Annotated in this window: 21 protein-coding genes; 10 read left to right on the top strand and 11 right to left on the bottom strand. The window is 61.2% G+C overall.

Features of this window, described 5'->3' with window-relative positions:
- Positions 1-45: 45 nt before the first annotated feature.
- From DES49_RS15035 to DES49_RS15010, 6 genes are all read right to left on the bottom strand, one after another.
- Positions 46-333 (bottom strand): hypothetical protein, encoded by a 288-nt coding sequence (locus tag DES49_RS15035; protein ID WP_133737251.1) that lies wholly within the window; start codon positions 331-333, stop codon positions 46-48.
- Complete coding sequence (locus DES49_RS15030; protein WP_133737250.1) at positions 330-932, bottom strand: tetratricopeptide repeat protein; 603 nt, start codon at positions 930-932, stop codon at positions 330-332. Before DES49_RS15030 ends, DES49_RS15035 begins: the two co-directional genes overlap by 4 nt.
- Positions 916-3,705 carry a tetratricopeptide repeat protein gene (locus DES49_RS15025; protein WP_133737249.1) on the bottom strand — a complete coding sequence of 930 codons (2,790 nt, stop codon included), beginning with the start codon at positions 3,703-3,705 and terminating at the stop codon, positions 916-918. Before DES49_RS15025 ends, DES49_RS15030 begins: the two co-directional genes overlap by 17 nt.
- Positions 3,702-4,748, bottom strand: a complete 1,047-nt coding sequence (locus tag DES49_RS15020) for a hypothetical protein (protein ID WP_133737248.1) — start codon at positions 4,746-4,748, stop codon at positions 3,702-3,704. The genes DES49_RS15025 and DES49_RS15020 overlap by 4 nt, the downstream gene beginning before the upstream one ends.
- Before the next feature lie 168 nt (positions 4,749-4,916).
- A complete protein-coding gene (gene traT, locus DES49_RS15015) occupies positions 4,917-5,741 on the bottom strand; it encodes a complement resistance protein TraT (RefSeq protein ID WP_133737247.1) in 825 nt (274 codons plus the stop codon).
- Between the two features lie 139 nt (positions 5,742-5,880).
- Entirely contained in the window at positions 5,881-6,492 is a 612-nt protein-coding gene (locus tag DES49_RS15010) for a methyltransferase domain-containing protein (protein ID WP_133737246.1), read from the bottom strand.
- A gap of 112 nt (positions 6,493-6,604) precedes the next feature.
- On the opposite strand from DES49_RS15010, the gene DES49_RS15005 reads away from it, so the two are divergent.
- The gene (locus tag DES49_RS15005; RefSeq protein ID WP_133737245.1) at positions 6,605-7,360 is read left to right on the top strand and encodes a VIT1/CCC1 transporter family protein; all 756 of its coding nucleotides are present in this window, start codon (positions 6,605-6,607) and stop codon (positions 7,358-7,360) included.
- A 23-nt stretch (positions 7,361-7,383) separates the two neighbouring features.
- Positions 7,384-7,689 carry an Rdx family protein gene (locus DES49_RS15000; RefSeq protein ID WP_243865071.1) on the top strand — a complete coding sequence of 102 codons (306 nt, stop codon included), beginning with the start codon at positions 7,384-7,386 and terminating at the stop codon, positions 7,687-7,689.
- 6 nt (positions 7,690-7,695) lie between these two features.
- On the opposite strand, the gene DES49_RS14995 is transcribed toward DES49_RS15000, so the two are convergent.
- Complete coding sequence (locus tag DES49_RS14995; protein ID WP_133737244.1) at positions 7,696-8,076, bottom strand: MerR family transcriptional regulator; 381 nt, start codon at positions 8,074-8,076, stop codon at positions 7,696-7,698.
- A gap of 124 nt (positions 8,077-8,200) precedes the next feature.
- Here DES49_RS14995 and DES49_RS14990 point away from each other — a divergent pair, with 124 nt between their 5' ends.
- Both DES49_RS14990 and DES49_RS14985 read left to right on the top strand, forming a co-directional pair.
- On the top strand, positions 8,201-10,675 hold the full coding sequence (locus DES49_RS14990; RefSeq protein WP_133737243.1) for a heavy metal translocating P-type ATPase: 2,475 nt from the start codon (positions 8,201-8,203) through the stop codon (positions 10,673-10,675).
- A gap of 326 nt (positions 10,676-11,001) precedes the next feature.
- Entirely contained in the window at positions 11,002-11,802 is an 801-nt protein-coding gene (locus DES49_RS14985) for a crotonase/enoyl-CoA hydratase family protein (protein ID WP_133737242.1), read from the top strand.
- Here the strand turns inward: DES49_RS14985 and DES49_RS14980 are convergent.
- Both DES49_RS14980 and DES49_RS14975 read right to left on the bottom strand, forming a co-directional pair.
- Positions 11,799-13,802: a hypothetical protein gene (locus DES49_RS14980; RefSeq protein WP_133737241.1), complete on the bottom strand. Its 2,004-nt coding sequence runs from the start codon at positions 13,800-13,802 to the stop codon at positions 11,799-11,801. The two genes, DES49_RS14985 and DES49_RS14980, sit on opposite strands and share 4 nt — an antisense overlap.
- Before the next feature lie 98 nt (positions 13,803-13,900).
- Positions 13,901-14,365: a DUF4112 domain-containing protein gene (locus DES49_RS14975; RefSeq protein WP_133737240.1), complete on the bottom strand. Its 465-nt coding sequence runs from the start codon at positions 14,363-14,365 to the stop codon at positions 13,901-13,903.
- Positions 14,366-14,467: 102 nt separating this feature from the next.
- On the opposite strand from DES49_RS14975, the gene DES49_RS14970 reads away from it, so the two are divergent.
- From DES49_RS14970 to DES49_RS14945, 6 genes are read left to right on the top strand one after another with little or no spacing between them, the layout of a single operon-like run.
- Positions 14,468-17,263: a monovalent cation/H+ antiporter subunit A gene (locus DES49_RS14970; protein WP_133737239.1), complete on the top strand. Its 2,796-nt coding sequence runs from the start codon at positions 14,468-14,470 to the stop codon at positions 17,261-17,263.
- Positions 17,263-17,604 (top strand): Na+/H+ antiporter subunit C, encoded by a 342-nt coding sequence (locus DES49_RS14965; RefSeq protein ID WP_133737238.1) that lies wholly within the window; start codon positions 17,263-17,265, stop codon positions 17,602-17,604. Before DES49_RS14970 ends, DES49_RS14965 begins: the two co-directional genes overlap by 1 nt.
- A complete protein-coding gene (locus DES49_RS14960) occupies positions 17,601-19,121 on the top strand; it encodes a monovalent cation/H+ antiporter subunit D (protein ID WP_133737237.1) in 1,521 nt (506 codons plus the stop codon). The genes DES49_RS14965 and DES49_RS14960 overlap by 4 nt, the downstream gene beginning before the upstream one ends.
- Before the next feature lies 1 nt (position 19,122).
- Complete coding sequence (locus tag DES49_RS14955; RefSeq protein ID WP_133737236.1) at positions 19,123-19,626, top strand: Na+/H+ antiporter subunit E; 504 nt, start codon at positions 19,123-19,125, stop codon at positions 19,624-19,626.
- A complete protein-coding gene (locus DES49_RS14950) occupies positions 19,623-19,892 on the top strand; it encodes a K+/H+ antiporter subunit F (RefSeq protein ID WP_133737235.1) in 270 nt (89 codons plus the stop codon). Before DES49_RS14955 ends, DES49_RS14950 begins: the two co-directional genes overlap by 4 nt.
- Positions 19,893-19,907: 15 nt before the next feature.
- Positions 19,908-20,297 carry a Na+/H+ antiporter subunit G gene (locus DES49_RS14945; RefSeq protein ID WP_133737311.1) on the top strand — a complete coding sequence of 130 codons (390 nt, stop codon included), beginning with the start codon at positions 19,908-19,910 and terminating at the stop codon, positions 20,295-20,297.
- Here DES49_RS14945 and DES49_RS14940 read toward each other — a convergent pair.
- The gene (locus tag DES49_RS14940; RefSeq protein ID WP_133737234.1) at positions 20,264-21,646 is read right to left on the bottom strand and encodes a sigma-54-dependent transcriptional regulator; all 1,383 of its coding nucleotides are present in this window, start codon (positions 21,644-21,646) and stop codon (positions 20,264-20,266) included. The genes DES49_RS14945 and DES49_RS14940 overlap by 34 nt on opposite strands.
- Positions 21,643-23,103, bottom strand: coding sequence for an ATP-binding protein (locus DES49_RS14935; RefSeq protein ID WP_208297046.1), 1,461 nt, complete (start codon positions 23,101-23,103; stop codon positions 21,643-21,645). The genes DES49_RS14940 and DES49_RS14935 overlap by 4 nt, the downstream gene beginning before the upstream one ends.
- Between the last annotated feature and the right edge of the window lie 61 nt (positions 23,104-23,164).

Genomic DNA, 23,164 nt, shown 5'->3' with positions numbered 1-23,164 from the left:
CAAAACTCCGTTGCGGTTGTTATGCGTTATCAGTGATCAGGTGTCTTAATCGGTCGACAGCGCTTCAAGAAGCGCTGCCGGATTCTGGCGAAATTGCATGTGGCGCCGGTGGACTCGATCATCCACGGGTTCGATAATGCGTTCAAACCGGGACCCATCCACCCGCGGTGCCTCGGGGAGATCGTCCTCAGGAAGCTGCCACGGGACCAGATGCAGCACGCCGGGACGCTCATCCACGCCCCGGATTTCAATTCCCCTGTCCTCCTGGCCATAGCCCACCAAGGGCAGAAGCAGCAGAACGGTTGCGATTGTGACGCCAGTCACCCTGATCATTCCACCCTCCTCTCAAGGTCCTTGATCCAGCGCGCTACTTTCTCGTCCTCACCGTCCGAGTGCGCCTGGTATTCCCGGTAATGGACCAGCGCCTGCTCCAGGTCGACCAGATAGAGCTCGTACAGAACGGCCAGATTGTAATGCAGTCGCGGCCGGTCCGGATGCGCCTCAAGCGCAGTGGATAGAAGCCCCTTCGCCTCCTGGATCCGCCCCTCCTCACGGTAGAGCAGCGCCAGATCATTGGCCGCACCGGGGTGGGTCGGCTCTACCTGCAGAAGGGTTTCATAGTGGACCATCGCCTTTTGGGGCTGTTCGGTCATGCGATCAACCATCCCATGAACCAGCAACACGTCGGGCTCATAACGGTAACGGCCGTCAATGCGCGCCAGATAATCCCGGACCCGCCCGGGGTTGTCCCGGGCCAGCGAATCCCGTGCCCGTGAAACCAGGCGCTGCGCTTCGTCGTCCAGAGGGACACGCACCAGGGGCACATCAGCCCCCGGCGGCTCATAACCCTGATCCGGTGCCTGCATAAGGCTGCCACAACCGGTAGCCAGGGCAAACAACGCCATTCCCACCGCCCTAGCGACCGCTTTCATTACGCGCCTCCATCCAGAGGGACTTCCGTTGATAACGGGCCGGGAACATTTCAGCGAGGGTGCTCAGGCTTTGACTGACCCATGGCGTCCAGTGGCCCTCAGCGATACGCTCCTGGTTGCGTTGATGCAGTTCGATGGCCTTTTCCTCGAAGGGATACGCCTGTTCCTCCAGGAGCATTTCATACTGGTCGGCCTGAAGGTCGGTCAACCCCTGGGGACGATCCGAATCCATCACGTCCTCGGCCAGCTGTCGATAGAGCTCGGCCAACCGGTAGGTGCTCTCGGTGGCGGTTTCGGCAAAACCATATTTCTCGGCTTCCTGGAAATAATTCACGGCGACTTCCATCGCATCGCGTTTGCGCGGCAGCGATTCCTTCAGAGGGGCCTTCAGGCCTATGGCTTCAAATTCATCAGCCGCGCGACGCCCCAGCCAGAGGGCACTCTGGCTGGCCAGGTACTCGCTGCGATCGGTCCCCGGCCCATTGCGTTCCGCCTCCAGGAGTCGACTGTGCCAATCAGCCAGTGCACCGCTGCGATCAAGCTCTGCGGAGATCCGGATAAGATCGTGGCGGCGCTCCTGGTGGAACTCATGATCACCCAGGGCGCGGCTGCCTTCGGCGAGGAAGGACTCATAAAGCGATGCGGCGTCAAAAAGCCGGTCCGCATCCCGATAATGGCCGGCCGCTTCCAGTCGATATTCCCAGAGTTCTGAGCCCGAGAGTTCCGCCGGCTCATGGGCCAGCATCTCATCAGCTGCCTGACCCGGATCCCCGGACTCCAGGTGGGCAAACACCAGCCTTTCCGAAATCCGCCCGCTCAGCCGATGCTCCGGATACTCATCCCGGAATGTCGACAGAGCCATAATTGCTTCATCCCAACGCTCCAGCTCAAGCAGGAGGCCGCCATAGTCGAAACTGGCCCTGATAGCGGTTTCCGTTTCCGGCGCAACCCGGGAAACCCGGTCGTAATGGCGCAGGGCCTCCTCCATCTCACCCGCTTCCCGGGCTGCCTCGCCCTGGCGATAAACCGACACGGCCAGGCGTCGTTTGAAATCAGGCCGGCGATCATCGTCTGCCGCTGTCAGCGCAAGCGTTTCATTCCAGGCTTTCTCCGCCCGTGGATACGCCCCACGCTCGAGAGCCACATGGCCGATCACGATCCAGCCTGCCCGCTCATGTTTGCCCCCACCGTCTGCCTCAACCAACGCCCTGGCAACACGTTCCGCATTCTCGAGACGGTCATTGTCGTAGAGAATATTGGCCAGTTCATGCCGTACCGAGGGGATACGGGGGCTCTCCGGGAAAGTCGCGACAAACCGGTCCGCGTCAGCAACCAGCTGGTTGAGCAACGACTCTCTGTCACCCTGTCCACGCCAACGGTCATGGCGAAGCTGCACGAGCGCGTAGCCCGCTTCCCGCGCCGCCGGAAAGGGAGGTGCTTCATAGGCCGCGCGCTGATAAAGCTCTATCGCCCTGGCAGACTCACCCGCCTGCTGGCTTGCATCCCCGGCCAGCAGCAGCATCAGGCCCGGCGTTTCAAACCGATTGCCAACGGAGAAGCGCTGCTGATGATCAGCCCACTGCTCGAGGTACCGGGAGGCCTGCCCAAACGCTTCCCTGGCGCTCCCGGTGCCGGACTGGCCCTGACGGTAATGCCAGACACCGAGTTCCTTGAGAAATCCCATGAGGCGGTTGCGCCGCTGGCCATCCAGCGCGGCCATTTCCCGGGCGTCTCCGTAATCCTCTATGAATGTCGCCTTGGCCTCTCTGGCCTTGCCAGGGTAGCCACCCACAGTCCACGACCGGACGATCTCATCTGCCATCAAGGGCGCAGCGGTATGCCCGGGGTTACGCTCCAGAAAATAGCGGGCCGTATCAACGCTGTCCTGATATCGGCTGTTGTCACGATAGAATCGCATGAGCCGATGGAAAAGCTGTGCCTCATAGGGGCGCCCCCCCTGCCGCTGGATCATGCGCGCCATGGATGGCGGTCCCTCTCCGTAGGCGGCGATCAGGCTCAGGACCCGCATGCTGTCATCCACCTGCTCGCGAGCCTTACCGGTCAGGTGATCAAACCCGGAATCTTCGTTATGGTGGGTATCCAGAAAACCAATAAAAGTGTCACTGGCCGCCTCGCGCCGCTCGTCCAGGAACTGGCTCCAGCCCAGCATATAGGTCGCCCGCTCGCGGAAACCGGCATCTTCCGCGGTGTCCACCGCTTTGTGGAAGGCGTCGACGGCGGCGTGATGCTGGCCACCGCTGAAGCGGTATTCCCCCACCCGGAATGCCGCTTCGGGCACGAGCCCGGAGTCCGGATGATCCGCCATGAGCGTTTCCAGGTAATTGATGGATGATGACGGCTCGCCCGCAATATCACTGGCCCGGGCGGCTTCATAAAGCAGCCGGTCACGCTCACCTGGCGCCATGTCATTCTCCGCCAGCAGCGTTTCAAAGTCCGGCAGGGCTTTCCGGTGCAAGCGCTGACTCTCTGCCTCACTCAGTCCCAGGTTGTCACCAAAGCGGAACTGCAGGTTCTGGATGCGGTTGAGGACGGCGATGCGGGTCTCGGGGTCCGACATGCTCTCGAAAACGGCAACGTAGCGCTGCACGGCGTCCTCAAGCGCAATATCAGGCAATGGCCGGTCGTCGATGCGGATAACGAGGGGACGCAGATCGCCCAGGGTTTCCGCGCCCTCCTGCAGCTTGACGCTGGCAACAGCGGTCAGCGGAACCATCACCAAAATAAGAATAAGGGGCGGGAGACGGCGCTTCATTCCCAGCCACCCCGCTGCATTGGGCGCTCATCGGCCTGCTCCAGTGCGATGCGTTCGAACAGTGTAGCCTGCTGCTGCAGCGTACGGTCCTGGAACTGCTGCAGTAGCGTCTCCTGCTCACCCAGAAACGCAAGAAAGGCCTCATTCAACTGGCGCTCACTCCCATCAATGGTCCCGCCGGTTTCCAGGAAGCGGAAAAACCAGGCCATGGGGCTGGAGCGCGCGATATTACGGCCTGCTCGCAGAAAATCCACAAGGTCCTCGTTTCCGTTCACTTCGCTGCGCACCACCGTTTCAAGACCGTCGCGTCTGACACGGTCGCGAAGCTCATTGAGGTCCGCGATGACCTTATCCAGGTAGCTCCGGTTCGATTCAGTGGTACTCAGAGCCTGACGATACTGTTGCTGCTCCCGATGGGCCCACACCCGGGCGACCCGGGCCTCCACCACCCCCGGCAGGGCCGCCGGGAAACTTTCAATCCGCTTCCATGTCTGGACGGCACGGTGCAGCTCACCAGTACGCGCCCGGGCGATCCCAAGCAGATAGAGCCCCTGGGGCACCATTACGCTGTCGGTTTTGATGGCAGCAAAGGACGCCTTCGCCGTCGTGGGGTTTCCACCGCGCAAGGCCAGCAGCCCTTCAACCAGGCGAGCGCGATTGCCCATTTCAGAAGCCGCCGGATTCGAAGCTGGTCCAGCCAGCGAACGCGTTACCCGAAGGGCGGTACGCGCGCGACTGAATGACTCCTCCATGAAGTGGGACATGGCAAGATTGAAATATCCCATGGCCGCCCAGACGGGGTCGTCAATACGGTTGAGTTGATTGCCCGCTTCGCTGTAATGACCGTACTGCCGGGCCGTCTCCGCCAGCAGATAAAAAAGCTCGTCCCGCTCCTCTTCCCGGCTGACACCGGCAAGGATGGACTCGGCTTCGGCAGGAGTGCCTGCATCCAGCGCCGCCTTCGCGGCATCCAGCGATTCGGCGCTGGCCATCAGGGGTAGTGCGGACAATATGACCAGGGTCAGTTGCCGGACGGCTTTCATTCCCACGCTCCGGAATCTCTGTCAGGGCAGCATGGAGTCTATCAACTGACAAGGGGGCAAGCTGTGGGACAGGTCACCTGACCGGAAGTGTAAATGTTACGGTCTTCGCAATATTGCGGTAGGGGTGGGTTGCAGGCGGGGTGCAACCACCCCGCCGACAGGGCCGATTCACATCGGCAGCATTCTGGTGACTACTTTTTGAGTGCGCTCCCGGATCAACGGCATTGCCTCCTCCTGCTGCATGTTCATCTGGTTTGCCCATACAGAAAGGCGGATACCGTGCGGGAAATATTGGGTCTTTTTCGTTGTGGTTGCAGAACTGCTGTTTGACTGGGTGGTCGCGCCGCCGGAAGCTGTCCGGCTGTTGCCTGTCCCGGAAACCGAAGCCGACGCGCTCTCACTGCCGGTGCTGACCTCGACCTCGATCGGCTGCCCCTGGCGCTCCTCAAGCACAACATCCATGATCAGGGCCCACTCTCGCGGCTTGGAGGCGTTTGAGATGCCGATGCCGGCCAGCCCCCCAGCTCCGATACCAGCTGCTGCCCCGGCAAGTCCGCTATCCGTTGCCCTGGAAGTTGCGACACCCACACCGATCCCCGTGGCAGCGCCGGCAATGGCGCCCATGCCCTTCCCCATACTGGCGCCCCCGGATTCAGGCTCCACTTCACCAAAAAAACGAGTGGACGTTCTGAGGCGATAATGCGCGAGGGTTGGATCATTGACCACTTCCCAGCCCTGATTCTGCGCGGCTTCTTTCAGAAGCGCCCCAACATCAAGGGTGGCATCGCTGATGTTGCGATAGGAAATGTAGACGGTGCGTTCATCGGGACGCGGTGGTTCAAGCTGCGGTGGGGGGACGACCCAGACCGTACCGCTCCGGGGCTCGGCGTACTTGTTCGCCGTAACGCTTCCCAGTTGGCGGGAGACGGTGGTGCAGCCCGACAGCATGCTGAAAATGACCAGGAAAACTACGGAAATCCTTAATGTATTCATCCTTCTACTCCCTTCAATATCAGTCCCAGTTTCCGGATTAACTCCGGGTAATGCCGGAAAAGTATGGTCCGCTTCCCTGCATCCTGCAACTATCAGGATTGACCTTTTGCAATTTCGCACGCGGTCGGAATGTGAACCATCAATCGAGGCGTTCAAACCAGGCAGTCTGGGTCGGTGTCCCAAGCTCGGGGTCCGCCTGACCAATCCCGCCCGTCCTTACGCGGTATCCATTGCGGCTGGCTATCCCGCCAACCCATTGGCGGAACTTGTCCCGGTTCCACTCAAACCGGTGGTCGGGATCGCGGAACTCGCCCGGGGCCAGATCGAACAGGGGGTTGTATTCAGCGTTCGGAGTCGTGATAACAACGATGCCGGGTCGATAGAGTTCAAAAACGGCCCGCTCAACCGTGGACAGCTCACGCGGGGGCACGTGTTCGATGACTTCCACCATGGCGGCGGCATCAAAGCCCTTGCAGGCCTCGTTCGCGTCCTGGAACGAGCCCCTGAGCAGGCGGACAGGCGGCGGCGACATGCCCAACCAGTGAGCCAGCCTGTCCCGGGCATTACGGAGGGATACCCCGGAGGACTCCAGGCCTGCCACTTCATCAAACACGCCGGACTCGAGCAGACGCTGCAACAGGGCGCCGGAACCACAGCCAAGATCCAGGACCGTTCGCGCCCCACTGCCACGCAGTAGCGAGGTAACGTGGTCAAGACGTACTTCGTGGAGGGCGCTGGTCTGGGTATCCATGGCGGCAGTTTATTGGGATCATAGGCAAACTGGCAATGCAGACCACATTTATCTAGTTTCCATTAGTGGCTGCTCAGAAAAATATTGCACCAACCGCTCCATAAGGACTGACATGGGCTGGAACCGTCTTGAACACAGCCACGACCCGGAAGACATCCGGCAACGGCTGGCCGAGGATCCGAACCCAAGCTACCTGCGCGATGCCATCCTCGGGGGGATCGATGGTTGCGTCACCACCGTGGCGGTCATCGCCAGTGTCGCCGGTGCCGGGCTGCCCGGCATGATTGCTTTCGTGCTCGGCATTGCAAGCCTCATCGCCGATGCCTTCAGCATGGGCGTCAGCAACTATCAGGCCGTCAAAAGCGATGACGATGCCCGCGACCGGTTGCGTGAACAGGAAGAGCGACACATCGAGCTAGATCCCGAGGGGGAAAGGGAAGAGATCCGCCAGATCTTCGGGCAGAAAGGGTTTGAAGGCCAGACGCTCGATAAGATCGTGGAAACCATCAGCGCGAATCACCGCCTATGGGTTAACACCATGATCCAGGAGGAGTTCGGCCATCCCCTCTCGGGCCCCTCTCCCTGGAAAGCAGCAACCGCGACCTTTGCGGTCTTTATCGGCGTGGGGCTCATTCCGTTGTTACCTTTCATTGCGCCTTTCCTGGCGGGTATGGACATGTTTATCGTCAGTGGCATCGCGGCCGTAATCTCGCTCTTTGGCATTGGCTGGGTCAAGGGCCTTGTGCTCGGCATGAGCCGCTTCCGGGCCGGCATGGAGACGCTTGCCATGGGCGGTGGAGCTGCGCTCCTCGCCTTCCTGCTGGGCTTTGTCTTTGAGCCCATGCTTGGCGATCTCAGGGTCGGCTGAGCCAACACCGGAATGAAGGGACCATGATGGATTCAGAGAACGACCCTCAACACAGCATTGCCATCAAGTACTGTTCGGGCTGTCGCTGGATGCTGCGAGCCACCTGGCTCGCGCAGGAGCTGTTGACGACTTTCGACGGTGATATTGACGAAGTCAGCCTTCAGCCGGGCTCGGGCGGCATCTTTGAAATCTGGCTTGACGGGACACGACTCTGGTCCCGGAAAGACGACGGTGGCTTCCCTGAGATCAAGGCCCTCAAGCAACTGGTCCGGGACCGGATCAGCCCGGAGCGCTCGCTTGGCCACAGTGATGCATCAACCAATCACTGAGGCCCGCTATACCCCGAATGACTCCAGGATCGGACAGGGCCCCGAATCGTCCGCTTCGCAGTCCGCCGCAAGCTGTTTCAGGGAATCGCGGGCCTGCTGCAGCTCCAGGATTCTGGCGTCCAGGGCCTCGACCCGGGTCCGGGCAAGCTCGCGCGCCCGGTGATGATCATGACTGGCATCCAGGCCAATCAACTCCCGGATCTCTGCGAGTGAAAAGCCCGCTGCCTGCGCCTTGCGGATAAACCGGAGCCGGCGCAGGTCCTCGTTCCCGTACTGGCGTACGCCACCCTCACTCGCCGGGGTATCAAGCAACTCTTTGCGCTGGTAGAAGCGAACCGTTTCCACCCCCACATCACAGGCAGCAGCAAGTTTTCCGATGGTAAGCATGGTTCTCCCGAATCCTGGACTTGACTCCGTACCATGGTACGGCATTTACCTTGATTGTATACCGTAACCCAAAGGTTTATAACAAGGATCTCGACCGCCAGATCAGGCGGCAGGAGGAGCGCCCATGAGCACAACAGACCGCGAATACAACCTCACCATTGAAGGCCTGAACTGCGGCGGCTGCGTCAGCAAGACAGAGAAGGCCCTGAATGGCGTGGACGGCGTCAGCGAGGCCAGTGTGAACCTCGCCACCAGCAAAGCCCGTGTCCAGGCCGGGGAATCCGTCTCCCTTGGCGCCCTGAAAGAGGCAGTTCAGCAGGCCGGCTTCGACGTGGCCACGGAAACCTTCCGTTTCCAGATAACCGGGATGCACTGCGGCTCCTGTGTCAGCCGCGTGGAGGAAGCAGCCCGGAACGTCTCCGGCGTGGTCAACGCCAGCGTCAATCTCGCCACCGAGAAAGCCACCGTGGAGGTCGTTGCCGGAACCGTCAGCGCCGATGAACTGGCGCAGGCCATCAGCGAGACAGGCTATCAGGCCGCCCCCATCGAGGAACAAACCGGCAGCGAGCCCGCTGAAGACAGCCAGGCACAGGAGGCCCGCAAACTGAAACGCTCGGTGGCCGTTGCTGCCCTGTTCACCTTGCCGGTGTTCATCCTCGACATGGGCGCCCACTTCATTCCCGCCTTCCAGGAGTGGCAGATGCAGGCCATTGGCCAGCAGACGCTCTTTTACCTGTTCTTCGTATTGGCCAGTGTCGTGCTGTTCGGCCCCGGACTGCGCTTCTTCCGCCAGGGGCTGCCGGCGCTGCTGCGCGGCGGACCGGACATGAACACCCTGGTGATGCTGGGCGCCACCGCCGCCTGGGGATACTCCGTGGTCGCCACCTTCCTGCCCTCGGTGCTTCCCGAAGGCCAGGTGCAGGTGTATTACGAGGCTGCCGCCGTGATCGTGACACTGATCCTGGTGGGCCGGTATCTGGAGGCCCGTGCCAAGGGCCGCACCGGCGAAGCCATCAAGCGCCTGCTGACACTGCAGGCGCGTACGGCCAGGGTGATCCGTGAAGGCGATGCCCAGGAAGTGCCGATTGAAGACGTTGCCGAGGAGGATACCGTCCAGGTGCGGCCCGGCGAGAAGATCCCGGTGGACGGCACCGTAACCGGCGGCAGCTCCTGGATTGATGAGTCCATGATTACGGGTGAGCCTGTACCCGTTCAGAAAAGCGAGGGCGATGAGGTCGTCGGCGGCACCATCAACCAATCCGGCAGCCTGACCTTCACCGCTACCCGCGTGGGCGGCGACACCACCCTGCAGCAGATTGTCCGCATGGTGGAGGAAGCCCAGGGCTCCAAGCTGCCCATCCAGGCCCTGGTGGACCGGGTCGCCGGTGTATTCGTGCCAATCGTCATGCTGATGTCCGCCCTGACCTTCGGCATCTGGATGCTGTTCGGGCCGGAACCGGCCCTGAGCTTCGCCCTCATCAATGCCGTGGCCGTGCTCATCATCGCCTGCCCCTGCGCCATGGGCCTGGCAACGCCAACTTCCATCATGGTGGGCACCGGCAAGGGTGCGGAAATGGGCATCCTGTTCCGGCGGGGTGATGCACTCCAGCGCCTGCGTAACACCGAGGTCGTGGCCCTCGACAAGACGGGCACCCTGACCAAAGGCCAACCAGAGCTGACCAACCTGGAAGTAATGGGCAACTTTGAGAACGACCAACTGCTTGCGTTGATCGCCAGCGTGGAGAGCGCTTCTGAGCACCCCATAGCCCGGGCCATTGTGGATGCGGCCCAGGCAAAGGGGCTTGAACTGAGCAATCCCACGGACTTCTCGACCGATACCGGCAAGGGTGTTCTGGCCCGGGTTAATGGGCAGGAAGTGGCACTCGGCGGCGCCGGCTACATGCAGGAACTGGGGCTGGACGTCAGCGCCGTCGCCAGGGATGCCCAGGCGCTGGGTGAGGATGGCAAGACACCGCTCTACGCCGCCGTGGATCGTGAGCTTGCAGCGCTGATCGCTATTGCCGACCCGCTCAAGGAGACCACTGTTGACGCCATCAAGGCACTGCATGGCGAGGGCCTTCGCGTGGCAATGATCACCGGGGATAACGAACACACCGCCAACGCCATTGCACGCCAATGCGGCATCGACGAGGTGCGCGCGGAGGTGCTGCCGGATGGCAAGGTGGATGCGGTCAAGGCCCTTCAGGGGGATGACCGGGCCGTGGCCTTTGTGGGCGATGGCATCAATGATGCGCCGGCGCTGGCACAGGCGGATGTTGGCATTGCCATTGGCACGGGGACGGATATTGCGATTGAATCCGCTGAGGTGGTGCTGATGTCGGGTGATCTGCGCAATGTGCCCAATGCGATCAGTCTTTCCCGGGCGACCATTCGCAACATCAAGCAGAATCTGTTCTGGGCCTTTGGGTACAATACGCTGCTGATTCCGGTCGCCGCTGGTGTGCTCTATCCCTTCATCGGGGTGTTGTTGTCGCCGATGTTCGCTGCGCTGGCGATGGCGGCCTCGAGTGTTTGTGTTCTGACCAATGCATTGAGACTGCGGCGGTATCAGGCCCCTATGCAATCGTCCCCAGCCTGATAGACTCTACGGGGCACAGCGGCAGGCAGTGGCTGTTGGGAAACGCTGTGAATACGTCCGTGTACGCTTGCCTCCGCCATCCATGGCTCCGGACATTCCCAACAGCCACTGCCTGCCGCTGTGCTCAGAGATTTTGCGTGTATCCGACCCTTTTGATTGCTGGAACATCAAACCCTGCAGTGAATCAGGGGTCAGGGCGGGGACTGCTAATCGGGAATGTCCGGAGCCATGGATGGCGGAGGCAAGCGTACAGGGATGTATTCACAGCGTTTCCCGATTAGCAGTCCCCGCCCTGACCCCGTCTGTTCAACAACGGAGACTGCCCCATGACAGACCGTGTCACCCTTGTGATCGAAGATGAAATCGCCTACGTCACCCTGAATCGGCCGGAAAAGTACAATGGTCTGGATATGGCCATGTTTGATGCCATCAGTGCGACGGCGAAGCAGTTGAAGAAGGATACGTCCGTTCGGGCCGTGATTCTGCAGGGGGCGGGGAAGGTTTTCTGCTCCGGGCTGGATGTGAAGAGTGTGTCGGCGAATCCGGTGAACTTTGCGAAGTTGCTGTTCAAGCCGGGGCGGAAGATCAGCAATCTGGCCCAGGATGTGGGGTACCTTTGGCGGGAAGTGCCGGCGCCGGTGATCGCGGTGACTCATGGGGTCTGTTACGGCGGTGGCCTGCAGATTGCGCTGGGGGCGGACTTCCGGTATTCGACGCCGGATTGCGAGTTTTCCATCATGGAGGCTAAGTGGGGGCTGATTCCGGATATGAGCCTGACCACCACGCTGTCCGAGCTGATGCCCATTGATAAGGCAAAAGAGCTGGCGATGACGGGGCGTGTGATCAGCGGGAAGCAGGCAGGTGCCCTGGGTATGGTGACCCATGTCAGCGAGCAGCCGCTGGAAGATGCGCTGGCATTTATCGATGAGCTGAAGGAGAAGTCGCCGGACGCGGTTGCGGGTAACAAACTGTTGTTCAATCGGGCCTGGCAGGCGGACGATAAGACGGCTCTGGACTGGGAGACGCGGCTTCAGAAGAAGATCATCGGCCGCGCCAACCAGCGTACTGCGGTGGCGCGCAATACCGGCAAGCCGGAAAAGAGCTTTGGAGTGCGCCGTAAGTTCTAGGCCTGGAGCCGGTTGCGGCCCCAGCTCTGTTCGACAAGCTGTCGCACCTTCATGATCTCGTCTTCGGGCACTTCCACGGTGTGGAGCTGCCAGTCCGTGACATCGTAATGGAAGATGTAGATGCGCGAGGTAAATTCGTCGATGGGAAGCGATGACTCGCCATGCTGCTCGCCGTAGCCCTCGGTTGAGACCTTGACGCCGTTGCCCCAATCCTGGCCGCTGTCGTTGTTGGGGTTGTAGAAGTAGACGCGCATGACCTCTTCCTGGTCAAACGCGACCCGGAGTATGGCAATGGCGTGCCAGCCCACGAACCGGGCCTGGCTGTCGGTGACGGCGATACCCGCAGGCTGGGGATGCACCACAGGCGTGTTGCCGTTGTACAGCGGGTTGTACAGGGAATAGAAGGTCCGGATGTAGCCTTCAATGTCCTGGAGCTTGCCGGTATGGATATCCACCGCAATGGCAAAGCCGCGATGCACCCACCAGCCGTGAAATTCCGGGTTGATCCAGCGGTGCGGGTCCTCGCCACGCCCGGCCGAACGCCGGCCCATTTCCAGGTAGATCCGGTCCAGGTGCGGCACCAGAACCAGTGACAGCGGGTCCAGGTCCAGGTTCCACTGGCTGACCACACCGCCATAGAGGTACGCCGAGTTCAGGGACTCGCCCTCGAACTCCATAACCACCTGATTGTCCCGCGAGGCCCAACGCACCAGCTGCAGCAGGTAGGCCGGGTCCGTGTAGGACCACATGGACAGGGCGCGGGTGGACTGGCAGGCCGGGTTGTTGCCCTGCCCCAGCCCCAGGGGCAGACCCAGTGCGCTGATGATGCCGCCCATCAGAAAGGCTCCCGGGTCGTGGGCATCACCATAGAGCCCGGACAACAGCGCGACTACGTCCGCATGCAGTGGTGTCTTCATCTGCCGCCACAGTGCTGCCGCGATGCTGCCCTGGTAGAGAATCCCCCGCTCCAGCAGACACGCGAGACCGTAGACCGCCTGACAGTTTTCCGGAAACACAGAATACTTCGCCAGCTCCATCATCAGGCTGCGGTAGCACAGAAGGCAGTCCCGGCCGGTACTGCTGAGTCCCAGGCAGCGCACCGTCAGCTCGGCGTCATCCCGTTCAAGGGCAAACCGCAGGAAAGTGGCATGGTAGGGTGAGACCAGTCCGGAATCGTGCATAGCCCGGGAGAAACTCCCCGCCTCGGCATCCAGCGCCATATCATCCAGCCCGGACAGCCGCTGCTCGTAGACGGACAGACCGGGATCCTCCCGGGAATGCTGTGTTGGGCCGTAAAGCGCGCTGACCAGCTGTTCAGCCCCCCGGGCGGCTGTCCCCAAACCTACTGACGGATCAAAGAGGCAGACCGCAATACGATCCACCATCTGGCGGATATTGGTGATCTGGATCGGGCGCTGGCGCAGAAGGCGCCAGACCTCGGTCACCACGTGATCCAGCATGTTATCGAAACCGATGTGGCTGGCGACGTACCGCAGGTGGTAATCCAGCATCCGTTGCACATTCACGGGCCGCGATCGAGAAGCCTCATCGCTGATACCGAACAGCGACTGTAGATTGAAAGCGAGGACCTGGGTCAGAAAATGCTCTGCCTGCTCCGCCGACAGGCGAGGGTGGAAATAGGTGCCCACGGCAACGGCCAGCATCCGCAACTCGCTCAGACATTCGAGAGCAATCAGGCGTGCATCGCCCTCTTCAAAGGTCACGGGAACAAAACGGGCCTGCAGGGTATCCGGCGATTCCCAGTCCGTGCCGGCAAAAAGCCCGGCCGTGTCGAGACGTCCGGCGCGCTCGAACAGCAAGCCCGGCCCCTCGGGGTAACCAAGCAGTTTGCGGGCCTGATCCAGCACCCAACCCACATGATTGCCCTTGGCGTAGTCCGGTGTGGAGGCAAGCTTCTCCAGGGCGGAATCCAGGCTTGCCACAATACGGCTTGCCTGATCACTGATAACCGTTGTTTCCTGTGAGGCCGATCCGGGCATAGAGGGCGATACTCGCTTTTCCGATAGGTTACCGGCCAGTGTCGCTTTATGAACACAGGATGCAAGCGGTTTGTTGCAAAACCCGCCCGATTCAGGGACTAAAGGGCAAGGAACAGAACGATGAGGAATGCAGTCCCCAGGGCGGCGATGACCAGGGGCAGCCATCTCCAACCCGTTGAGGGTGGTGGAGCAAGTTGTTGTTCCAGATAGCGGGTGAGCAGCTCAACATTGCGGTCGTTCGCCTTGAACCAGACGTCGAAGACGTCACCCACAAAAGGAATCACGCCGCCCAGCGCATCAACGACACCATTACCCAGCATTCTCAGCTGAAGCAATCCCGGTGCCTGGACACGGCGGGCCTCCAGAATCACATAGCCGGACAGAGCGAGCCCCGCCAGATCACCCACTACGGGAATAACCCCCAGTATGGGACCCACGCCGAAACGGATGGAGGTAAAGGGTATGCGGAAACGCGAATCCGTAAGGCGCGCGAAACGCCGCAACCGCTCGAGCGTTGCACGGTAATGCTCCCTGTCCGTTGAAATTGCGCCTCTCTCAATCATGCTCTGAACCCTATACCCCGAATGAGGCAATGACAATCCACTGAAACTTTCTGTAGGATTCGTTCATCTTCAAACGCCATACACAACGGGACATCGACTCCCATGACCCTGCTGTCTGTTGTTTTACTGCCTCTGATTGGCGCCCTGCTGGTTCCATTGCTGGCACGGGCACGCAGTCCCCTTATTCCCGCCATTGCCTCGGGTATCGTTACTCTGGCGGCGCTGTCATTACTGCTCCTGCAGGCCCCCACGGTGCTCTCGGGGGAACTCATCACCAGCGAATGGGCCTGGATTCCCTCCATTGGTCTCTCGATCGCCTTCCGTCTTGATGCGCTGGCCCTGTTCTTCGCCACCCTGATCACGGGCATGGGCCTGTTGATCATCCTGTACGCACACTTCTATTTTGCCGGCAAACCCGGCGCCGGCCGTTTCTATGCCCTGATGCTGGCTTTCATGGGCGCCATGCTGGGCATTGTCACCTCCGAAAACCTGCTGTTCATGCTGATTTTCTGGGAGATGACCAGCCTGGTGTCCTTCGTGCTTATCGGTTTCCACTCCGACCAGCGCCCGGCGCGACGGGGCGCGCGGATGACCCTTGTCATCACCGGAGGCGGCGGTCTGGCTCTGATGGCGGGAATTGTCCTGATGGGCAGTATTGTCGGCAGTTTCAACCTTACCGACATACTTGCGGCCGGCGATGAACTCCGCGCCCACGCCCACTACCCACTTATTCTGACGCTGGTGCTGCTGGGCGCCATGACTAAATCGGCGCAGTTCCCGTTCCACCTGTGGCTGCCGAACGCCATGACAGCGCCAACGCCCGTGTCGGCCTATCTCCATTCAGCCACCATGGTCAAGGCGGGCATCTTTCTCCTGGCGCGGCTACACCCTGCCCTCGCGGATACCGATGCCTGGCTCTACAGCGTGTCCACCGTCGGCATGGCAACACTGCTTACCGGCGCCTTCATTGCCATGTTCAAGCACGACACCAAGGAGCTTCTGGCCTACTCCACCGTCAGCCACCTGGGCCTCATCACCCTGCTCATGGGTCTGGGCACGGCCACAGCGCTGGTTGCCGGCCTCTTCCACCTGTTGAACCACGCGCTTTTCAAGGCGCCGCTGTTCATGATGGCCGGCGCGGTGGAAAAGGCGACGGGGACTCGCGATATGCGCCGCATCAACGGGCTCTGGCGCCACATGCCCCTCCTGACCATCATGAGCGCGATCACGGCGGCGTCCATGGCAGGCTTGCCGCTGTTCAACGGCTACCTCAGCAAGAAGATGTTCTTCATAGAGAGTCTTGATGCCAATGTGATCAGCCCCCTGAACTGGCTTACTCCGGTACTGGCGGCTATTGCGGGGCTTTTCTCCGCCGCCTACTCCTTCCGGATCTTTCACAATGTCTTTTTCAACGGTCAGCCCCGGGAGCTGCCGGTATGGCCTCCACGCAAGCCGGCGCTGGGGATCCAGCTCCCGATCATCCTCCTGGCCGCAGGCTGCCTTTTTGTCGGCTGGCAGGCGGAAGGGATTGTCCACGGCCTGATCCGGGCCATGGCAACGGCTTCCTCAGGTGTCAAAGCGCCTGCTTACGACATGGGCCAGCTCCACCACGTGGGACCCGCCTTCTACATGAGCCTTGCGGCACTGATTGGCGGCCTGATCCTCTACGCCCTGCGCGAGCGGCTTTTTGAACTCTATGACCAGCTGCCTCCCGCCGATGCCCGGGAAATCTTTGAGTGGCTCATGACCCGGGCCGGCAATGGTGCGGAGCGCTTTGTTCACGCCCTGGAAAATGGATCGGTGCAGCGCTATATCGCCCTGATCATTCTCACCGCCATCATCATGGCAGGGCCGGTACTCGCCAACGTCGTCTGGTACGGCGCGAAACCCATGACCCCGGCGGACCCGTTAACGATCCTGGGCGCCATCCTGATGATGGCGACGGCCTTTGGTGTGGTCCTGGGGCACCGCAACCGGCTCTTCGCGCTGCTGCTGCTGGGCAGTGCCGGCCTTTTCGTGACGCTGACCTTCGCGCGCTTCTCCGCCCCGGACCTGGCCCTGACCCAGCTTTCCGTGGAGGTGATTGCCGTCATCATCATGATGCTGGCACTGTCATTCCTGCCCCAGACAACACCCGTCGAATCCTCCCGGCTCCGGCGCTCGCGCGATTCAATCATTGCGGTGCTTGGCGGGCTGGGGACGGGACTGGTCTCCTTTGCCATCATGACCCGCCCCCAGGACAGCATTTCCGACTTCTTCCTGGAACAGAGCGTCCCCGGTGGCGGTGGCAGCAACGTGGTCAACGTCATCCTGGTCGATTTCCGGGGTTTTGATACCCTCGGTGAAATCACGGTTCTGGGCATTGCCGCGGTGGCCGTGTTCGCCCTGACCCGCAATCTCCAGCTCAAACACCGCATTCCCAATGAGCGTGACCAGTACTGGGCCTCGAATCCCCACCCGCTGATTCTGCGCACCATGGCCAGACCCATTCTGCCGATTGCCCTGATGGTCTCGGCCTATATCTTCCTGCGTGGCCATAACATGCCGGGTGGTGGCTTCATCGCCGGTCTGATCACCGTGGTCGCACTTTCGCTGCAGTACATGGCCGGGGGACTGGCCTGGGCCCATGATCGTATGCTGACTTCATTCCGGCCCCTGATCGGCGGTGGCATCCTCCTCGCCTGCTTGACCGGCCTGGGCAGCCTCTTCATGGGCCTGGAATTCCTCACATCCTGGTTCGGCCATTACGAACTGCCCGTGCTTGGTCATATTGAGCTTGCGACGGCGCTGCTGTTCGACCTTGGCGTATTCACCACCGTGGTCGGCGCCACCATGCTGATACTGGCCAACCTGGGCAAACTCATGACCGTGAACGGTCCCGGCGAGGAGATTGGTTGATGGAAGCGCTCTACGCGGCAACCGTCGGTGTACTTATGGCCTGCGGCATCTACCTCGTGCTGCGAGCCCGGACCTTTCCCGTGATCATGGGGCTGACCCTGATCTCCCACGCGGTCAACCTGTTTCTTTTCGCCACCGGGCGGCTGGCCCTGAGGGCTCCGGCCGTCATTGGTCAGTCCGAGACCTACACGGACCCACTGCCTCAGGCCCTGGTACTCACCGCCATCGTGATCGGCTTTGCCATGACGGCCTTTGTGGTTGTGCTGGCACTGAGAGCCGTGGTGGAGCTGCGCAATGACCATGTTGATGGCGTGGATCCGGACGAGGACTGGCGCCCATGACTCATTTACCGGTTCTGCCCATACTCATCCCGCTCATCGCCGGCGCCCTGCTGATACTGCTCTACGATCTACCCCTCTGGCTCCAGCGGGTGATCAGCATCGCCAGCACCCTGAGCCTTCTGGGGCTGGCACTTGCGCTTGGTTCCCGAGTTGGTGAAGCGGGACACCTGGTGTACGCCCTTGGCAGTTGGGCACCTCCCTTCGGCATTGTGCTGGTTCCCGATCGGCTGAGCGTCCTGATGCTGACACTGACGGCCGTGCTCGCGCTCTTTGCGGTCATCTACGCCAGCCGCAATGATGATGAGGCCGGTGCCCATTTCCACGCGCTCTTCCAGTTCCAGCTCATGGGGCTCAACGGCGCCTTTCTAACGGGCGACCTGTTCAACCTCTTTGTCTTTTTCGAAGTGCTGCTCATCGCCTCCTATGCGCTGCTTCTGCACGGGGGTGGCCCCGCCCGCAGCCGTGCGGGGCTTCACTACGTCATCCTGAATCTGATCGGTTCGGCGCTTTTCATCATTGCGGTAGGTATCCTCTATGGCGTCACTGGCACACTGAACATGGCGGACCTGGCGGTGCGCATCAGTGAAGCGCCGCCGGCCGACCTTCCCCTTATCCAGGCCGCCTCACTGATCTTTCTGGTGGTTTTCGGCGTCAAGGCCGCACTACTGCCATTGCTGTTCTGGCTGCCGCGCGCCTATACCGTGGCGGCAGCACCCGTCGCGGCACTTTTTGCCATCATGACCAAGGTGGGCGTATACGCCATGCTGCGGGTCTTCCCGCTGGTCTTTGCCCTGAATACGCCCCTGGTGGACACCCTGGCCTGGCAGTGGCTCTGGCCCCTGGCCCTGGCGACGCTGGTTCTGGGTGGCATTGGCGTTCTGGGCGCCACCAGCCTGCGCAACATGACGGCCTATATGGTAATTGTCTCCGCCGGCACGCTGATGGCCACCCTGGCGCTGGGATCATCCCAGGCGATCGCCGCCGGGCTTTTCTACCTTGTCCACAGCACCCTGATGACGGCCGCCTTCTTCCTGTTTGCCGACCTTATCGCACGCCAGCGGGGCGAGGCGGGCGACCATATGGTGGTCACATCGGCCATGAAGGACAGGCGCACCCTGGGCATACTGTTCTTTCTCGGAGCCATTGCCTTCGCCGGACTTCCACCCTTCAGCGGTTTCATCAGCAAGATCTGGATTCTCGAATCCAGTCTGGCTGAAGGGGCTTCCGGCAGCCTCTGGCCCATACTCCTGGGCGCAGGCCTGCTGATGCTCATTGCCCTGAGCCGCGCCGGCAGCAAGTTCTTCTGGCGTCAATCCGGGGAACGCCCGCACGAACTCAGGGCGGACCGGGTCCGCTTTGGGGTGGTCTGTGTCATGCTCCTGACCAGTGTGGCACTGTCCATTCAGGCCCAACCCTTGATGGATTACCTGAGCGCAACCGCGGCAAGCCTCCAGGACCCGGGCCAGTATGTGGAGACGGTGATGAACACCACGCGCTCGCTGAAGGAGGCACACTGAGATGAAACTGTTTCCCCAGCAGCAGTACTGGTGGCCGAGACCCCGCTTCTCGATCTTCCTGCTTGTGCTCTGGCTTCTTCTGGTGAACAGCATCAGCCCCGGCCAGATTCTGATCGGGGCGGTCCTTGGCTGGCTGATTCCCTTCTCGACCCAGCAGTTCTGGCCCGAAAGGCCTCACCTTCACAACGCAGGTCGACTCCTCCTGTATCTGCTGCGACTGTTGAAGGATATCCTTGAATCCAACCTTACCGTTGCCAGACTGATCCTGCGCAACCCGGACAGCCTGCAGCCCGCGTTCATCCGATTCCCCCTCACGCTGACGGACGAATTCGCCATTACGGTGCTGGCCAGCAGTATTTCCCTGACGCCCGGGACCGTATCCGCTGGCCTGAGTCCCGATCGGAGTATGCTCCTGGTGCATGTGCTTCACGTTACCGACGAACAGGAGCTGATCGAGCACATCCGCAACCGCTACGAGCAGCCGCTGAAGGAGATCCTGGAATGACCGAAGCCATCCTGCCCGTCGCGCTCGCGCTCTTCAGTGTCAGCCTGCTGCTTAATCTCTATCGGGTGCTGCGCGGCCCGGACATTATTGACCGCATACTGGGGCTCGACACACTCAACGTTAATGCCATTGCAGTGATTGTGCTCGGCGGTATCTACATGAACTCATCGCTGATCTTCGAGGCCGCACTGCTGATTGCGCTGATGGGGTTCGTGGGCACGGTTGCCATGACCAAATACCTGGTCCGCGGCGACGTGATCGAATAAGGAGGAACCATGGAAATGCCACTCTGGCTTGATGCCATTGTCGCAGCACTTATCCTTGCCGGCGCCCTAGTCGCCACTATCGGCTCACTCGGCCTGGCGCGTATGCCGGACTTCTACATGCGCCTGCACGGTCCCACCAAGGCCAGTACGCTGGGTGTTGGCGCGACACTGGTGGGTTCCATGCTGTGGTTCAGTACGGCGCAGGGAAGCGTCAGTGTCCAGGAAATACTGATTACCGTCTTCCTGTTCGCTACGGCGCCGGTCAGCGCCCACATGATGGGCCGGGCCGCCCTCCACCGGCGAGTCGGCTGCCAGGAAAAGACCAACGGTCAGCCCTGGGACGAAATGGACAGGCTCTCCGGCCGGGCCGCTCAGTCCTCATCCTCGGGCGAAAGCCAACGGTAAAGGGTCCGCCTGTTGACCCCCAGAATCTGCGCGGCCTGGCGTTTATTCCCGTTCACCTGCGAGAGGACATACTCCACGTAACGCTGCTGCAGGGTTTCCAGCGTTGGGAGTGATTCACCCGGATTCAGAAGCCCTACCCCAGCATGCGGTGCGGCGGCGGAAGCCACCGACGCACCACTGGCCTGCTGAACACGCGGGGGAAGGTGTTCAACCAGTATCCGGTCTCCATTGCAGAAGGTGACGGCGCGCTCGACGGTATTGGCCAGCTCCCGGATATTTCCCGGATACTCGTAATGCCTGAGGCACTCCAGTGCCGCATCGTCAAAGCGTAATCCCTGTTTCCCGTTACGCGCCGCCGACTGTTCCATAAAGTACATGGCCAGGCGCTCGATATCGTCGGAGCGCTCACGCAGCGGCGGCACCTGGATGGCCAGGGTTTCGAGTCGATAATAGAGATCCTCCCGGAACTCCCCCCGCGCGACCCGGCCCTGCAGATCCTGATGGGTCGAGGCAATAATCCGCACGTCCACACTCTGTTCCCGGTCCGAGCCTACCGCCTTGATGGTCCCTTCCTGCAGCGCACGCAGGAGCTTGGCCTGAAGCTGCAGGGGCATCTCGGCGATTTCATCCAGGAGCAGCGTGCCACCGTCCGCCTGGGCGAACAGACCCGGACGTGCGCGATCCGCCCCGGTAAAGGCCCCCTTGGAGTGACCAAAGAATTCACTCTCCATCAGATCAGCAGGGATACCTGCGCAGTTCACAGCAACAAAGGCGCGCTCCGCGCGCGGACTCTCATTGTGAATTGCCCTCGCCACCAGTTCCTTCCCGACGCCACTTTCACCCAGCACCAACACGGGCATACTGCCCTGGGCAACCTGCCGGATCTCGCCAAAAAGCCCGTGCATCACGGCGCTTCCACCGATCAGCCCGTGAAAACTCCCCTGCCCCTGCGAGGCCCTGTAGACGGACACTTCCCGCCTGAGTTCGCGCTGCTCGAGCAGCCGCCGAACCATGAGCAGAAGATGATCCATGGACAGTGGTTTGGTGAGGAATTCATCCGCCCCGGCCTTGAGCGCTTCAACCGCCTGATCAACGGTACCGAAGGCGGTTACCAGCAGAAACAGGGGTGGGTCGGGCTGGTTGCGGGTAAAGCGCAGCAGCGCCATGCCATCGTCGTCCGGCAGGCGCAGGTCGGACAGCACGAGCACCGGTTCCCACTCATCGCACAGCGCAATACCACCAGCACAGTCATTGGCAACCCGGACCTCGTAGCCTTCCTGCTCAAGCTCTTCCTGAAGCAGATCCGCCAGACTGCGATCGTCTTCCACCACCAGGATGCGCACACTCATCGTTCAGACCCTCCATGGACAGTACTGCCTGCTTCTGCCCACTGATCCGAGCTGGAGCGGGGCCATTGAAGGACCACGGCACAACCTCCCCAGCGACTGGTGCCGATGATGATGCCGCCACCATGCTCCTGCATCACACTGCGGACTACCGCCAGACCCAGGCCAGTCCCCTCCCCGGCCGGCTTAGTGGTGAAGAACGGCTCAAAAACCGATTCACGGTCCGCCGCTGAGATCCCCGGGCCGTCATCCTCCACCGTCAGGGCCGTTGCCTGGGGACCGGCCCTGACTGACAGCAGAACCTTACCGGAGGCCGCCTGGATCGCATTGCGGAGCAGGTTGGTGACCGCGAGTTCCAGGCGCGTACGATCCCCCCGGATTTCGGCGTCCGGCGCCTGATTGTCGACTTCCAGTGCAATCCCCCGCTCCGCCGCTTCGCTCTCGTGGGAATCCAGTACGCCGTTGACCAGTTCCGTCATGGTCAGACTGTCTTCCTCGACCCGCGGCGAATGCCGGAAACAATCAAGAAGCTGACGGATAATACGGGTCATGCGCTGGACCTGGTCGCGTATCTCTCCCAGGTTACGCGTTGTGCGCTCATCGCCACCACGACGTTCCAGTATCCGGGCACGACCATCAATCACACTCAGCGGTGCCCCAAGCTCATGAGCCACACCGCCTGCCACCCGACCTATCATCGCCATTTTCTCCTGGTGCTGGAGGCGTTGATTCAGGCGGGCCTCGCGGGCCTTCTGGGCATGCATGGCCTGCTCCGTCTGTTCGATACTGGCGAGCATATCGTTAAGCGCGATGGCAATCTGCTGTATCTCCCTGGGTCCCTTGAGCGGGGCCCTGGCCCGACGATCACCGCCACGGACCCGGTCCATGGTTGTCTGCAGATGCTCGACGTGACGACCCACGCCGCCGTAATGGCCCGCAATGGCCACGACGAGGATGGCGCCGCCGATGATGCTCCAGATCCACCAGGCATTGGCACGCAGGTCGCTTAACCGCTGATCGAAGTCACTGCGCCGGCGGGTGATCTGAAGGAGCCCGATAATGCGGCCATCCTGGCTGAAAAGCGGCGTAAAGTGGGAAAAAACATCCTCTCCCTCGATTTCGCGATAGGTGCCCAGTTCATCGCCCCTGGCAACCGCGTCCGCAGCGCTTCGGCTTTCGTTGATATTGGTATCGACCACTCCAACCTGGGAAATGCGATCACCACGCTTGTCGTAGACGGAGGCTCCATATACCCGCCCGGAGCTGAAGAGGGACGTGGTGATGTCATTGACCTGCACATAATCACCCGTCTGCAGGGCACGGGAGAGTGGGTACTTGGTGGCCTGGGCCATCAGCGCCAGGTCCTCCTTCAACTGGGCTTCATCCTGGCGCTGCATCACACTCAAGCCCCAGTAAACACCAATGCCGCTGATTACGAGCAACGGCAGCACAATCGTCATAATCAGCGTCAGGTGAAGATTCGCAAGTCTTGGCGTTCGCATCATGGCCATCAACAAAGGT

This window comes from Halospina denitrificans, assembly GCF_004364635.1.
Classification (GTDB): domain Bacteria; phylum Pseudomonadota; class Gammaproteobacteria; order Pseudomonadales; family Oleiphilaceae; genus Halospina; species Halospina denitrificans.
This window is presented reverse-complemented; position numbering and strand designations above follow the sequence as displayed.

Bases quoted from the DNA above. Each gene is read 5' to 3' on its own strand.
- DES49_RS15035 (WP_133737251.1), bottom strand. From the start codon at position 333: ATGATCAGGGTGACTGGCGTCACAATCGCAACCGTTCTGCTGCTTCTG.
- DES49_RS15030 (WP_133737250.1), bottom strand. From the start codon at position 932: ATGAAAGCGGTCGCTAGGGCGGTGGGAATGGCGTTGTTTGCCCTGGCT.
- DES49_RS15025 (WP_133737249.1), bottom strand. From the start codon at position 3,705: ATGAAGCGCCGTCTCCCGCCCCTTATTCTTATTTTGGTGATGGTTCCG.
- DES49_RS15020 (WP_133737248.1), bottom strand. From the start codon at position 4,748: ATGAAAGCCGTCCGGCAACTGACCCTGGTCATATTGTCCGCACTACCC.
- traT (WP_133737247.1), bottom strand. From the start codon at position 5,741: ATGAATACATTAAGGATTTCCGTAGTTTTCCTGGTCATTTTCAGCATG.
- DES49_RS15010 (WP_133737246.1), bottom strand. From the start codon at position 6,492: ATGGATACCCAGACCAGCGCCCTCCACGAAGTACGTCTTGACCACGTT.
- DES49_RS15005 (WP_133737245.1), top strand. From the start codon at position 6,605: ATGGGCTGGAACCGTCTTGAACACAGCCACGACCCGGAAGACATCCGG.
- DES49_RS15000 (WP_243865071.1), top strand. From the start codon at position 7,384: ATGATGGATTCAGAGAACGACCCTCAACACAGCATTGCCATCAAGTAC.
- DES49_RS14995 (WP_133737244.1), bottom strand. From the start codon at position 8,076: ATGCTTACCATCGGAAAACTTGCTGCTGCCTGTGATGTGGGGGTGGAA.
- DES49_RS14990 (WP_133737243.1), top strand. From the start codon at position 8,201: ATGAGCACAACAGACCGCGAATACAACCTCACCATTGAAGGCCTGAAC.
- DES49_RS14985 (WP_133737242.1), top strand. From the start codon at position 11,002: ATGACAGACCGTGTCACCCTTGTGATCGAAGATGAAATCGCCTACGTC.
- DES49_RS14980 (WP_133737241.1), bottom strand. From the start codon at position 13,802: ATGCCCGGATCGGCCTCACAGGAAACAACGGTTATCAGTGATCAGGCA.
- DES49_RS14975 (WP_133737240.1), bottom strand. From the start codon at position 14,365: ATGATTGAGAGAGGCGCAATTTCAACGGACAGGGAGCATTACCGTGCA.
- DES49_RS14970 (WP_133737239.1), top strand. From the start codon at position 14,468: ATGACCCTGCTGTCTGTTGTTTTACTGCCTCTGATTGGCGCCCTGCTG.
- DES49_RS14965 (WP_133737238.1), top strand. From the start codon at position 17,263: ATGGAAGCGCTCTACGCGGCAACCGTCGGTGTACTTATGGCCTGCGGC.
- DES49_RS14960 (WP_133737237.1), top strand. From the start codon at position 17,601: ATGACTCATTTACCGGTTCTGCCCATACTCATCCCGCTCATCGCCGGC.
- DES49_RS14955 (WP_133737236.1), top strand. From the start codon at position 19,123: ATGAAACTGTTTCCCCAGCAGCAGTACTGGTGGCCGAGACCCCGCTTC.
- DES49_RS14950 (WP_133737235.1), top strand. From the start codon at position 19,623: ATGACCGAAGCCATCCTGCCCGTCGCGCTCGCGCTCTTCAGTGTCAGC.
- DES49_RS14945 (WP_133737311.1), top strand. From the start codon at position 19,908: ATGCCACTCTGGCTTGATGCCATTGTCGCAGCACTTATCCTTGCCGGC.
- DES49_RS14940 (WP_133737234.1), bottom strand. From the start codon at position 21,646: ATGAGTGTGCGCATCCTGGTGGTGGAAGACGATCGCAGTCTGGCGGAT.
- DES49_RS14935 (WP_208297046.1), bottom strand. From the start codon at position 23,103: ATGACGATTGTGCTGCCGTTGCTCGTAATCAGCGGCATTGGTGTTTAC.